Annotated in this window: 12 protein-coding genes; all 12 read left to right on the forward strand. The window is 46.9% G+C overall.

All coding sequences use genetic code 11. The features are described from left to right. Positions 1-74: 74 nt before the first annotated feature. The 12 genes from T458_RS53575 (at position 75) to ablA (ending at position 12712) form a co-directional block, all read left to right on the forward strand. Positions 75-680, forward strand: coding sequence for a hypothetical protein (locus T458_RS53575; protein ID WP_023555142.1), 606 nt, complete (start codon positions 75-77; stop codon positions 678-680). 78 nt (positions 681-758) lie between these two features. Further along, positions 759-2087 carry an SH3 domain-containing protein gene (locus tag T458_RS53580; RefSeq protein WP_144083914.1) on the forward strand — a complete coding sequence of 443 codons (1329 nt, stop codon included), beginning with the start codon at positions 759-761 and terminating at the stop codon, positions 2085-2087. Between the two features lie 110 nt (positions 2088-2197). After that, positions 2198-2452, forward strand: coding sequence for an AbrB/MazE/SpoVT family DNA-binding domain-containing protein (locus T458_RS53585; protein ID WP_023555144.1), 255 nt, complete (start codon positions 2198-2200; stop codon positions 2450-2452). A 534-nt stretch (positions 2453-2986) separates the two neighbouring features. Then, positions 2987-3433 (forward strand): hypothetical protein, encoded by a 447-nt coding sequence (locus T458_RS53590; protein ID WP_144083915.1) that lies wholly within the window; start codon positions 2987-2989, stop codon positions 3431-3433. A 17-nt stretch (positions 3434-3450) separates the two neighbouring features. Continuing rightward, complete coding sequence (locus T458_RS0129495; RefSeq protein WP_023555146.1) at positions 3451-3762, forward strand: helix-turn-helix domain-containing protein; 312 nt, start codon at positions 3451-3453, stop codon at positions 3760-3762. A gap of 202 nt (positions 3763-3964) precedes the next feature. After that, positions 3965-5260 carry an IS110 family RNA-guided transposase gene (locus tag T458_RS53595; RefSeq protein WP_023555147.1) on the forward strand — a complete coding sequence of 432 codons (1296 nt, stop codon included), beginning with the start codon at positions 3965-3967 and terminating at the stop codon, positions 5258-5260. A gap of 551 nt (positions 5261-5811) precedes the next feature. Continuing rightward, positions 5812-7155, forward strand: a complete 1344-nt coding sequence (gene ltrA / locus T458_RS53600) for a group II intron reverse transcriptase/maturase (RefSeq protein WP_023555148.1) — start codon at positions 5812-5814, stop codon at positions 7153-7155. Positions 7156-7490: 335 nt separating this feature from the next. Beyond that, positions 7491-8735 carry an MFS transporter gene (locus T458_RS53605; protein ID WP_023555150.1) on the forward strand — a complete coding sequence of 415 codons (1245 nt, stop codon included), beginning with the start codon at positions 7491-7493 and terminating at the stop codon, positions 8733-8735. Positions 8736-8782: 47 nt separating this feature from the next. Then, a complete protein-coding gene (locus T458_RS53610) occupies positions 8783-9196 on the forward strand; it encodes a YwiB family protein (RefSeq protein WP_023555151.1) in 414 nt (137 codons plus the stop codon). 75 nt (positions 9197-9271) lie between these two features. Then, on the forward strand, positions 9272-9664 hold the full coding sequence (locus tag T458_RS53615) for a hypothetical protein (protein ID WP_023555152.1): 393 nt from the start codon (positions 9272-9274) through the stop codon (positions 9662-9664). Positions 9665-9737: 73 nt separating this feature from the next. Continuing rightward, a complete protein-coding gene (locus T458_RS53620) occupies positions 9738-11153 on the forward strand; it encodes a sigma-54 interaction domain-containing protein (protein ID WP_023555153.1) in 1416 nt (471 codons plus the stop codon). 209 nt (positions 11154-11362) lie between these two features. Then, positions 11363-12712, forward strand: coding sequence for a lysine 2,3-aminomutase (gene ablA / locus T458_RS53625; RefSeq protein ID WP_023555154.1), 1350 nt, complete (start codon positions 11363-11365; stop codon positions 12710-12712). Positions 12713-12917: the final 205 nt, after the last annotated feature.

The raw sequence follows: 12917 nt of genomic DNA on the forward strand, positions 1-12917 counted from the left end.
ATGTTCTTCTTGGATGAAGCTCACCGTCAATAAAAGGCATAGTTGTTAGGACAAAGTAGAGGGATGACGACAATATGACTTTAACCGAATGGCTTGGTGTTGGTGGATTTATCTTAGGGGTTATCAATTCAGCAGCGCATCTATATATTCAATTCCTAAGAAAGCCAAAATTAGATGTAGAGATACTTGATTCTTGTCGAATCGTTTCAAATGAACCAGGACTTGCTCATTTACAGGTAAATCTTAGGTTAAAAGCAATCCACGGCCCTGTTTATTTAAGAACAGCTACACTTCAGCACGATTCAATTCATGCGACCAATCTTTCTGCTATAACGCCACCAAATCTGACACCCCAATACACCTTTAATAAAGAAGGAGAAGCTTATTTTAATATAACCCACTTTCTACCCTTAATTAATCAGGAACCAAAAGATAAGATAGTAGATTTAATTACGATTTGGACTGATAAAGAAAAGGAGTTCATAGACATCAGGGATTTGAAAATTGAAAAAGACGATGCTAAGTCGTTTACGGTATTGGCATCTATATTGGGGCCAAAGACGGATACTCTTTTATATGAGGATTTTGAAGTGAAAGATTGGAAGCTTGAGTTAGGGTACGATAAGAAAAAAGAGATCATTAAAATCTCAGGATCTAAGCTTGTTACGCAGTATGTATAGGACTAGAAAACGCGTCAGCCAGCAGGTGGAGAAATTATAGAATTTGGAGGTCGTCGAGGGATGGAGAGTGGGGGATCGTTGAAAAAGCATAATATGAACAATAAAAAGAGTCATGCCATAAATGGAGTACAATCAATCATGCAAGAAATGGCGAGAGTGTCAGCGGCAACAGAGGCAATGCTTCCAGTTTTAAGAGCAACTGAGCGAGCAACAAAGATGGCGAAACTTGGCTTGTCGGCATCCATATCTCCAGTATTCGGAGTACAATCGATCATGCAAGACATGGCGAGAGTATCAGCAGTGACAGAGGCAATGCTTCCGGTCATAAGAGCAACTGAGCGAGCAACAAAGATGGCGAAACTTGGCTTGTCGGCATCCATATCTCCAGTATTCGGAGTACAATCGATCATGCAAGACATGGCGAGAGTATCAGCAGTGACAGAGGCAATGCTTCCGGTCATAAGAGCAACTGAGCGAGCAACAAAGATGGCGAAACTTGGCTTGTCGGCATCCATATCTCCAGTATTCGGAGTACAATCGATCATGCAAGACATGGCGAGAGTGTCAGCAGCAACAGAGGCAATGCTACCAGTTTTAAGAGCAACTGAGCGAGCAACAAAGATGGCGAAACTTGGCTTGTCAGTATCCATATCTCCAGTATTCGGTATACAGTCGATCATGCAAGAAATGGCGAGAGTATCAGCAGCGACGGAAATGATACGTCCAGCATCAATTGAAAACTTAGTTAAAGATAATGAATTAATAAGATTAACTGAATCTTTAATTAAACCTTTGCATTTTGACCGTTCCCTGAGTATGAGGTTGCACGATATTCCTTTTCTAGTAGAAGTTAATGAGATGACATCTGTTAAATTGGATCGAATAATTACCCTAGAGGAAATGAAGAAAATTGTAAAGGAATCGTTCCTAGAAGCAATTTATGAGAGTGGAGTCCAGGATTCATTAAAAAGTATCCAAGAACTATTAATTAAAATAATTCAAATACTACTTAAAAAGGGAAATGGCTTTTTGGCAATGGTAATTCTAACCCTTTTTTTAAATGCTACATCGACCCACATCATCGATCCATTATTAGAACATGTAAAAAACACAGTTTCTAGTACGTCAAATGAGAAGGAGATTGCAAATAAATTACATAGAGAGACATCGAAAGATATGGGGTTAGACAGAGCGTTTTTAGAGAATTATCGATTTGTTACTACTCATTCATTACCGGTATTTGAACGGGCAGCACGTCAATCTAAAAGGGCTAATGTATTGGAATTTGGTCAAGTGGTGCAGGTAATTCGTGAACGAAAAGATTGGGTATTAGTGGAATGGAAAATGAATGAAGATGTTATGGAAAAAGGTTGGGTGTATGCACGTTACTTAAAACCTTTTAAATAACATGGAATGGTAAACTCAGCAGTTTCATTCTCATCTCGTACTCTTATTCTCCACATCCATGGCAATATGGTGAGGTGATATCAAGAAGAGAAAAAAAGGATGTGCAAACCATGAATTCTATCGGAGTAGTTCGCCATGTAGACGAGCTGGGCAGAGTTGTAATACCAGCAGAAGTTAGACAGGTACTGGACATTAAAATCAAAGATCCTCTCGAAATCTTTATAGATAAAGATAAAGAGATCATTATTTTGGGGAAGTATGCTGCCGGCTGCGTGTTTTGCGACACAGTTACTTCAAATAGGTTCAAAGGAAAATTAGTATGTTCAGATTGTTCGAGTAGTGCTAGGAACCATTCAGATACGTAAATATTGACCTCGGCTGAGGATGTAAATGGATCATCATTCACTCATCTTTTTTATAAAATCTGTTTTTTCTTGTGATAGTACATGTTTCGTGTTATTATCGGTTTATATTTATTTTCTTCCTCAAGAAGAAATCGTCACCAGTTTCAATTGCAACTGGCCGTTATCGAGTGTAGGGACAATGCACTTGTTCTGCCCTTATAATTCCCGCAAACTCAATAGAGTTGCGTGCCGAATAGACTGGGCCAAATTTTCTTTAGTATTCCCCTTTCCTCCCCACCTTTTTAGGTGAGCTGGATGTAAAAGGGGTGACCGTCTTCGTAAGATCGGCAAAAGAGGTAAATGAAAGTTTGCCCCACTGTTTTCTCTTCTTTTTGGAGAAGAGCACAAAACTGAATCTTCATACTAATTTTAAATGAACTACCCTTTGGTTGATCACAACTATTGGGTAGTTTTTTATTTCAAAAACCGAAAGGAGGGGAATATATCGTACTGAATATAAATTATTTGACAATTTATATTGCTGACGATATAATCATGAACAAAGCAATCATTGAATTTTTACGAGATGATCATGGAAATCAACAGGCGCTGCAGTTCTTACTCGAAATACAAGAGAAAGCAAAAGTTGATAAAAAGTACGAACAATTCTTTGCTCGTATCCAACGTGGTCTAGAGTTTCTTGAACATTATGGGGTTACGAAAGATCAAGTTGTTCTTGAAATTGACGGGATCCCCTACACGTTAAGGTTAGTCAAAGAATTGAAGGCGCATATTCCTTTATGCGAATTTCGCGTTAACTGGCTCCAAATCGGGGCGTTTCGTGCACTTTTCTTTGTCTATTATGACCAGGGCAAAGAAATTCTTCTGTTTACTCATGCGATGATTAAACAACAAACCTCAGACAGCGAATTTGAGAAGCTCATTTTGAAGAGTAAAGCGATCATGGAAGATTTTTTGAAACAACCTGATAAATTTCTTTGAAAAGGGGAAATTCCATCATGGGTAAAAAGCTAGGTCAAGACTTCCAAGCATTGAAAGCCAGTGCAAGAGAAATTCCCGGTGTCCGGGAATATCTTCACAGTTTTCCGGCTATTATTGCCGACTTGGTAATGTCTCGCCGCATTCAGATGCGTTTAACACAAGAGGAGCTCGCAAAATTAGCTGGCTCGACACAAGCAACCATCTCTCGGATTGAATCCGGAGACGAAGGGGTTAAATCAGGTACACTAACCAATGTATTTAAAGCGCTAGGGATTATTGGCATTTCTCCTCAATTTGATGAGGAAGCAGCAGCAATCCACAGCAAATAAAACCGGAATCTTACCATTCTGGATTTGAAAAAGGCACATTTCCTTCAAGGAAATCGTGCCTTTTTTTATTTATATTTATTTTAAATAATGAGGAGCCATTCCTGTAATGAATGAATTTGGGGTTTGAATAAAAAAAGCACCTTCTGTAAACTGGGAAACGTTCCGTCCAAAGAACAATTACCCGTACAGGAGGTACTCCACAATGAAGTATAAGCAATCGAAAAAGCAGAATCAACGTATTCAACAAATTACCGAATTAACCCTTGTTGTCGGTGCAGATATTGCCAAGAAAACGCATGTTGCCAGAGCTGTCGATTTCCGCGGAATCGAGATTGGTAAGGACTGTGTGTTCGGCAATGACCATTCTGGCCTGACGAAACTCGTTTCGTGGATGAAGGAGCTTCAGCGGCAATACGCCAAGACGGATATCATCTTGGGCATTGAGCCAACCGGACACTACTGGTTTCCACTGGCCGAATTTCTGCATCGAGAAAACATCAAAGTCGTTATCGTGAATCCTCATCACGTCAATAAAAGCAAAGAACTTGAAGACAATTCACCGACGAAGAATGATTACAAGGATGCTAGGTTAATCGCTGATTTAGTTCGCAATGGCAAGTACAGCGAGCCCAAATTGCCTACGAGCGTTTATGCCGATCTTCGTATTCTCATGAACCTTCGAGAGAAGGTGATGGTGAACTTCGGTCAAGTCCAACGGCGTATCCAGAACTGGCTTGATCGCTTCTTTCCGGAGTACAGCCTTGTGTTTAAAGATTGGGAAGGAAAGGCCTCGCTCATCACGCTTCGTGAATTTCCGACGCCACAGGAGATTGTATCGCTTGGCGCGAGTACAATCGTGAACCGATGGAAGGAAGACGTGAAGCGAGCGGTTGGCTCCAAACGTGCAGCGCAACTCCTACAAGCTGCCACAAACTCAATTGGACTTACCGAAGGGCTGACGGCGGCGAAAATCGAGCTCAAGGCCTTACTGGAACAATATGAACTATTCTCAAGGCAACTTGAAGAAATCATGGCGCAAGTGGAAGCATTGCTTGCACAAATTCCAGGTACAAATGAAATGCTGACAGTACCAGGAATCGGCGTTGTTACGCTGGCGGGCTTCTTGGCTGAAGTTGGTGATCTTAGCGGTTATGACCATGGGCAGCAGATCATCCGTCTTGCTGGATTTAACCTCAAAGAGAACAGTTCCGGCAAGAAGAAGGGCAAGTCCACGATTACCAAGCGTGGACGATCCCGACTAAGAGCCTTGCTATTTCGGGCGATGATGCCGATGGTCGCCAAAAACGCCGAATTCAAGGCGTTGCACCATTACTTTACGAAGCGAAGTCATAATCCGCTCAAGAAGAAGCAGTCTATAGTGGCACTCTGCGGGAAGCTCATTCGCGTACTGTACACACTAGGCACGAAGTGCATTCCGTACAATGCGTCCGACGTATTAGGACCTGTACGCCAGTCCCAAATACAGATGGTAGCTTAAATTCAAACGATATTCTCGTTTCTCACAAGAGCTTGGAAGTAAACCAATGACAACAGAAGCACGGAGCAGCCGCAGGATCTATTCCGTAAGGGCAACGACCCAGTAAAGGAGCAAGAAGCGGCGTCCACACCTTGAGAGGCAGAACGAAGGAATGTAAGGGCGAAGACCCAGCGTGACATGGGAGGGTAAGCCGTCAGGGGAATGGAGTGGATATCCAAATGTGCGGTCATACGATTTACCAATAGATTGGAAAAAAGATTCGAATCTTTATTCCCGCCACCGGCTCATCCAGAAAAATATTCCATAATTACATGCTTCGCCCACTTCTCTGGAATGTTGATGGTTGAAAATCTAAGAATGAGTGAGCAAACGCGAGAAAACATTAATTTATAGTGGGAGGNGTAAAGCGAAAGCCTATAAGCACATGCGAAAGGGTGGACGGCAGAGAGGGAGTCGGAGGGGTTTATAGTACCGTTGAACATAAGGACAACACAACCTTGTGGAGGGAAGGAACCCTGCTTTGTTCTTGGGTTGAAAGGAGGTAAGAGTGAGTGAATGCAAGTAAACTTGCTAACTACACCAATGTAAAAGCTCGACAACTTTGGACAACCCTATATCTTTGTGCCAAGGAAAATCCAAAACGGCGATTTCATGCTCTGTATGACAAAGTGTACCGGCCAGATATTCTTGCGGAAGCGTGGCGTAGAGTTCGAGCCAATAAAGGTAGCGGCGGGATAGATGGACAGACAATTGAAAGAATCGTTCAGGAGTATGGGGAAAGTAAATTTCTCAACGAAATTTATCTCGACCTGAAGGGTAAGCAATATCATCCATCTCCTGTGCGGCGCACGTACATCCCGAAAGCGGATGGGAAACAAAGACCGCTTGGTATCCCGACCATCCGAGATCGTGTTGTTCAGATGGCAACCAAGATGGTTATTGAGCCTATCTTTGAAGCCGATTTCAAAGATTGCTCATACGGATTCCGTCCCAAACGAAATGCCCACCAGGCGATTACACAAATCAAGAAAACCAGCAGGACGGCCTCCTGGGTAGTCGATGTAGACATCAAAGGATACTTTGACAACATTAATCAGGAAAAGCTCATGAAGCTAGTAGAGAAAAGGATTTCTGATCGCAGGATACTAAAGCTGATTCGGAACTGGCTCCGTGCGGGCGTCATGGAAGATGTACAGTTTCATGAAACCGAATGGGGCACTCCGCAAGGAGGGGTAATCTCTCCACTGTTGGCAAATATTTATTTGGACTACATGGACACGATTTGGGAGAAGCAATTCACTCATCTTGGGAAGCTGATCCGATATGCGGATGATTTTGTAATCATGTGTAGATCGAAACAAGACGCTTTGGAAAGTATACAAGTCATAAAAGCGGTACTAAACAAACTGGACCTTACACTTAGTAAAGAAAAGTCTCGACTGGTTAATATCTGGGACAATACGACGGGCTTTGACTTCCTTGGTTTACACCATCGAAAATTTCCCATTCTTCTCAAGGGTGGAAAGAAAATGTACGTCATGTCACACATTCCGAGCAAGAAGGCTATGAAGGAAATGAGAAGGAAAATCAAAGAGTATACCAAACCGCGCAACAAGTTGTACTGGTCACTAGACGAGCTGATACAAGGGCTGAATCGAAAACTTAAAGGTTTCAAGAATTATTATTCACTTTCACCCATAGGAGCTAAGTGGTTATGTCGCATCGACTGGTATGTTCTGACAAGACTTGTGCTCTTTAACAACAAGAAAAGGAATAAACAAGCGAGACATGCGCGGATGAGAGAGATAGCAAAAGCTACAAGAGGAATTCTTGTGAAGCTTGCCGTACGCGATAACCGAATGCCAAGGAAAGAAGAACATCGGAAAGCCGTATGAGGGAGAACCTCACGTACGGTTTGATGAGGGGGAACTGAAAGGAGTAAGGCGACCAAACGGTCGCCAGAAAACGTCAGTTCTCTACTCTACACCCTGATGCGCTTCTTCGAAGCGGCTGCTTTTGGCCGGGGCTCCGCCTTTGGAGTGGAGCCGCACAGGGATGACCCCCAGCAAAGATCCCAACCCGCCTTGAGCGTTTTCCCTTTTTTCCTCCCCACCACTACGGCCCCGGCAAAATCGCCTTTATTTACTAAACATTTTAGTTTACAAAGTATTCCGAAAAGTGTATGCTACATGAAGATGATGGAAATTAACGCTCCGAGGGGATGTTAGACATGAGGGAAGTCTTTGCCTATCCCGATTTTCGCAAGCTCTTTTTCTCCAATCTCTTTTCCGGATTCGGTCAAGGCATGACCATGATCGGCATTGCCTGGTATCTCGTCGAAAAGACCGGATCTGCGCAGTTCCTCGGCTCTACCATGTTTACATCCGCGCTGCTGATGTTTTTTATCGGGCCTTACATCGGGACATTGATTGACCGCTTTTCCCGCAAAAACATGCTCCTGGCCGAAAATCTGATCGGCTTTCTCGTACTTGGGGTTCTTGCCATATGGGGGTTCTGGGGAAGCTATTCGGAATGGATGCTCATCCTCATCTATTTGGTCACGACCTTCATGTACCAGATTCACTATCCGACCCAATCCGCTCTCGTACAGGAGAGCTTCGAGCCGCGGCATTACAATAGCATCAACAGCTGGCTGGAAATCGAGGGACAGACCGCGTCCGTATTGTCCGGAGGGTTCGCGGGGATCATGCTCCAATCCTATGGTCTGCATGTGGTCCTCATTTTTAACGCCTGTACCTACCTGTTTGCATTCTGTCTTTTGTCCACGATGAAATACACGTTCAGCCTGGAAGGAGAAGCAGGCGCCAACCGGGGAGTGTCCTGGGTCAGACAACTGGGGCAAAGCTGGACGTACATTCGGGAAAAACGCGGCTTCCTGATCTTCGGAATCGCCGCTTTCATGCCCTTTATTGCGATTATGGCGATGAACCTGCTCAAACCGGTGTATATCAACCAGACGCTGCAAGCGGACGTCATCACCTTTTCCATGGCAGAAATGACCTACGCCTTTGGAGCGGTAGCGGCAGGTCTTTTGGTCATCTGGGTGGTGCAAAAAGTCGGTGAATTCCAGGCGATGGTCGGCAACATCCTTGTTTTTGCACTCGTGATCGTTGCGATGGTTGCGTTTCCCGTTGGCTGGGTGCTGATCGCGGCCTATGTCTTTTACGGCTGGTGCAATGCATCCGTTCGTCTGATCCGACAGACACTTTACATGTCGATGGTCCCGAGACATATGATGGGACGTGTGATGAGCTTCTTCAACTCGATTGGCATGATGATGAGGCTGATCCTGATCGGATTCTTTACCCTGCTGATCGATCACACCGGGGCTGGCGTGGGATTTTTGATTTTGTCAGGCCTTTTGCTTCTGGCTGCAGTCGGCGTAGTTGGGACGATGCGCTATTTGCTGGCAGATGCGGAGCGCGCCAAGGAGTTGCAAATAAAAGAAGGATGATCGTACAATGAACGGAGCATACAGATAAGCGGAGTGTGGAGATCAACATGCAGGAAGTACGCATCAAACTGACAGCCAAGCATCTCGTAGAGGGAAACGAGGAAGAGACGATCCACGACTATACAGGCCGTTACGTAAAGAAGGAGAACGCCTGGTATCTGACCTATCGGGAGCAGATGGAAGGGATCGGGGAAGTAGGAACGACTCTGCGATTGGAAGAGAAAAGCGTGACGCTGGTACGACAAGGCCAGGTCTCATCCAGACAGCAGTTTGAAAAGGGAAAAAGCACCCATTCCGTCTATCGGAGTCCTTATGGTCCGTTCGACATGGAGACGCATACCAACAAGCTGAGAATCCAGGTTCAGGATGGCATGCCGCGAAATGTGGAGATCGCCTATCAACTGTGGATGAGCGGGCAATACGCCGGTGAGCATCGACTGCAAATACAGATCAATCCTTGAAACCGTCCTTGGCAAGGGCGGTTTTTTGCACGTACAATAGGGGTACTTGCTTGAAGGGAAGGTGGAGACGCAGATATGTTTATACTAGTCAACGGACTGCTGGCGGGACTGGGGCTGGCCGCTATGCTTGCGCTGGGGGACGGATTGTTCGCCACCCAGACATTTCCTGTCTTAATCGACGTCAGCTATGTGCCAGGGATGGAAAATCTGCCTTCAATCGTCGAGCTGCTCATCCACTTGCTGATCAGTATCGTCCTAGCTTTTTTCTTGATGCATTTTTACCCCCGCGGTCAAGCGGCAGCAGTTGCGAAATACCTGGGCTACTGGAATTTGGGCTTTGCTCTGGCCTACGTGGTGTTTAGCTGGCTGAGCGGAACCTCGATGTCTTGGGTTGGCTTTTTGATTTGGTTGCTGGGACATCTGCTCTACAGCGTCATGCTGATGGTTCAGATGGAAAGGCAGCGTTAAACAATAAATGTGCTGAAAATTCGGCATAGTGATGGTTTTTTGGCAGTTCGTTTGAAAAGGAGGGAATATCAGGATGCCGTTGTCAGACACAGTAGAAATGCTGCAGGCGATACTGGGGGCGATCGACGAGGGGATTCACGTCGTCGATGCGAACGGAATCACGATTTTCTACAATCACGTGGCAGCCAGACTGGATGGACTGACGCCAGAAGAGGTGCTGGGCAAGCCCTTGCTGGAGGTGTTTCCCTCTCTGGATCGCAACTCGAGTACCTTGCTTCGGGTGATCGAGAGCGGAGAGGCTATCTACGACGAGCCGCAAGCTTATACCAACTGGAGGGGGCTGCGTGTCGAGACCGTCAACACCACGCTCCCGGTCCGCGTCGGCAAAAGGCTGGTTGGCGCTGTCGAGGTCTCCAAGGACATCGGCAAGCTCAAGGAATTGTCGGAGCGGCTGGTTGCCTTGCAGGCGCAAATCAGCAAGCCCAAGCGAACGAAGCGGCAGGCGGACGGGCTGAGCTTTCACTTTGAAGATATTTTGACGCAAAACGAAAAGATGAAAAATCTCATCGAGCGGGGAAAGCGAGCCGCGCGCACCTCTTCGCCCGTCTTGATCTTTGGCGAGACGGGTACCGGCAAGGAGTTGTTCGTCCAGTCCATTCACCAGGAGTCTGGTCGAAGCGCCAAACCGTTTATCGCGCAAAACTGTGCAGCCCTTCCCGCTTCGCTGCTGGAAAGCTTGCTGTTCGGGACGACCAAAGGCAGCTTCACAGGGGCAGATGACCGCCCCGGCTTGTTTGAGCTGGCCGATGGCGGGACGCTGTTTTTGGATGAGTTGAACAGCATGCCCCTGGATTTGCAGGCAAAATTGCTTCGCGTCCTGCAGGATGGACAGATTCGCCGTATCGGCGGCAGCCGCTCCGTAAAAGTAGATGTGCGCGTCATCGCCGCAGTCAATGAAGATCCCCATGCTCTTGTGCAGCGGGGATTGATGCGAAGAGACCTGTATTACCGGATCAATGTAGTCTCCCTGGAACTGCCGCCGTTGCGTCAGCGTCGTGAGGATATTGATCTGCTGGTGCGCCATTTCATCGATACCTTTAACCGAAAGTTCGGGATGAGTGTCAAGTCGGTCAGTCCGGACGTGCAGAAGTTGTTTGCGAGCTACGACTGGCCGGGCAATGTTCGGGAGCTGGAGCATAGCGTGGAGGCAGCGATGAACATGGTCGAAGCAGATGTGATCGAGCGAGAGCATCTTCCGCCGCATTTGCTGGATCGACACAGTGCGGTGCCTGCTGGTGCGGGGGCGATCATGCTTCCGATCGAGGGAGACGGACGCACACTTCCGGAACGTCTGCGTGAATGGGAGGAGCAACTGATTGCGGACGCCATGAAAAAAACGCAAGGAAATGTCCTGCGCGCCGCGAAGCTGCTGGGAATTCCGAGACAAACCCTGCAGTATAAGCTGTCACAGCGAGGCATGAGCGAATAGCACGATCTGCCGAAAATTCGGCACTTAAACTTTGCGAAGACGGATGTGACAAGCTTTTTTCATCCGGCTGTTCGAGAGAAAAACCGCATGCAGCACGCGCTATTCCCTATTTTCTAAATATTGCGATTTGGTTGGCACGACACTTGCAACTCTCTTTTGCCGAGGAACCAAAAGGGTTACACCATCGATGAAGGGGAGTTGTGACGAAAATGACAGTAGCAACCAAACGTGATTGGCGCCAAATCGAATTGTGGAAAGACGTAACAGATGAGCAATGGAATGACTGGATGTGGCAGCTCACCCACACCATTCGGACAGTAGATGATTTGAAGCAAGTCATCAACCTGACTCCAGAGGAAGAAGAGGGTGTCCGCATTTCCACGCAGACGATCCCGCTCAATATTACGCCTTACTACGCTCTTTTGATGGACAAAGACGATCCGCACGATCCGGTTCGGATGCAATCTGTTCCGATTTCCTCCGAAATGGTGCGCACCAAGTACGATATGGAAGACCCACTGCACGAAGACGAAGACTCGCCAGTGCCAGGTCTGACGCATCGCTATCCAGACCGTGTTTTGTTCCTTGTCACTAACCAGTGCTCCATGTACTGCCGCTACTGTACGCGCCGCCGCTTTTCCGGCCAGATCGGGATGGGCGTGCCGAAGAAGCAACTGGACGCCTGTATTGATTACATCCGCCGCACGCCAGAGATTCGCGACGTTCTCTTGTCCGGCGGGGACGGCCTGCTGATCAATGACCGCGTGCTGGAGTACATCATCAGCAGTCTGCGTGACATCCCCCATGTGGAAATCATCCGCATCGGAACCCGGGCGCCAGTCGTATTCCCGCAGCGCATCACCGAGAATCTCTGCAACATCCTGAAAAAATACCATCCAGTCTGGCTCAACACGCACTTCAACCATCCGAAGGAAATCACGCCGGAAGCGAAGCAAGCATGTGAAATGCTGGCAAACGCCGGAGTGCCGCTCGGGAACCAGGCTGTTATTCTCGCAGGTGTCAACGACTGTCCGAACACGATGAAAAAACTGGTGCACGACCTGGTAAAAATCCGCGTGCGTCCGTACTATATCTATCAATGCGACCTGTCTGAAGGAATCGGCCACTTCCGCGCGCCTGTCAGCAAGGGGATCGAAATCATCGAGCATCTGCGTGGCCATACTTCCGGCTACGCCGTTCCGACCTTCGTAGTGGATGCTCCGCACGGCGGCGGCAAAATCCCAGTCAGCCCGAACTACATCATCTCGCAATCCTCCGATAAAGTCGTGCTGCGCAACTTCGAGGGCGTCATCACCTCCTATCCGGAGCCGAAGAATTACCACGAGCATGATGAGGAGAACTGCGAATACTGCAAAACGGCAAAAGGAAAAGCCGTGGGAATCGCGGCGCTCATGCAGGATGAGGCGAACAATCTGGAGCCGACCGATCTGCCGCGCAACAAGCGGATCAAGGCGACCAAGGTCAAATCCCTGGCAGATGTGCGTTCCGAGCAAAAGGCCAAAAAATCAGAGGATGTACAAGAGGCATCAGGAAAATAAACAGCATTCCAGTATAGGTGAACATGCAAAGAGCTGCCAGAAGCAAATACAGGCAGCTCTTTTTTTCATAAAGGAGTGGTCAAAGAGCCCGGTAGGATGTAAGATTAAGTTCAAGATTGCCTGAAAACTGAGCGGTCGCTCGGAATTTTTGGAACAGAAAGAGAATTGTGAGTGAATGGTCATTCATTTTTTGAATCGATTCTGA

The sequence above is a fragment of the Brevibacillus panacihumi W25 genome, from assembly GCF_000503775.1.
Taxonomy (GTDB): Bacteria; Bacillota; Bacilli; order Brevibacillales; family Brevibacillaceae; genus Brevibacillus; species Brevibacillus panacihumi_A.

Bases quoted from the DNA above. Each gene is read 5' to 3' on its own strand.
- T458_RS53575 (WP_023555142.1), top strand. From the start codon at position 75: ATGACTTTAACCGAATGGCTTGGTGTTGGTGGATTTATCTTAGGGGTT.
- T458_RS53585 (WP_023555144.1), top strand. From the start codon at position 2,198: ATGAATTCTATCGGAGTAGTTCGCCATGTAGACGAGCTGGGCAGAGTT.
- T458_RS53590 (WP_144083915.1), top strand. From the start codon at position 2,987: ATGAACAAAGCAATCATTGAATTTTTACGAGATGATCATGGAAATCAA.
- T458_RS0129495 (WP_023555146.1), top strand. From the start codon at position 3,451: ATGGGTAAAAAGCTAGGTCAAGACTTCCAAGCATTGAAAGCCAGTGCA.
- T458_RS53595 (WP_023555147.1), top strand. From the start codon at position 3,965: ATGAAGTATAAGCAATCGAAAAAGCAGAATCAACGTATTCAACAAATT.
- T458_RS53605 (WP_023555150.1), top strand. From the start codon at position 7,491: ATGAGGGAAGTCTTTGCCTATCCCGATTTTCGCAAGCTCTTTTTCTCC.
- T458_RS53610 (WP_023555151.1), top strand. From the start codon at position 8,783: ATGCAGGAAGTACGCATCAAACTGACAGCCAAGCATCTCGTAGAGGGA.
- T458_RS53615 (WP_023555152.1), top strand. From the start codon at position 9,272: ATGTTTATACTAGTCAACGGACTGCTGGCGGGACTGGGGCTGGCCGCT.
- T458_RS53620 (WP_023555153.1), top strand. From the start codon at position 9,738: ATGCCGTTGTCAGACACAGTAGAAATGCTGCAGGCGATACTGGGGGCG.
- ablA (WP_023555154.1), top strand. From the start codon at position 11,363: ATGACAGTAGCAACCAAACGTGATTGGCGCCAAATCGAATTGTGGAAA.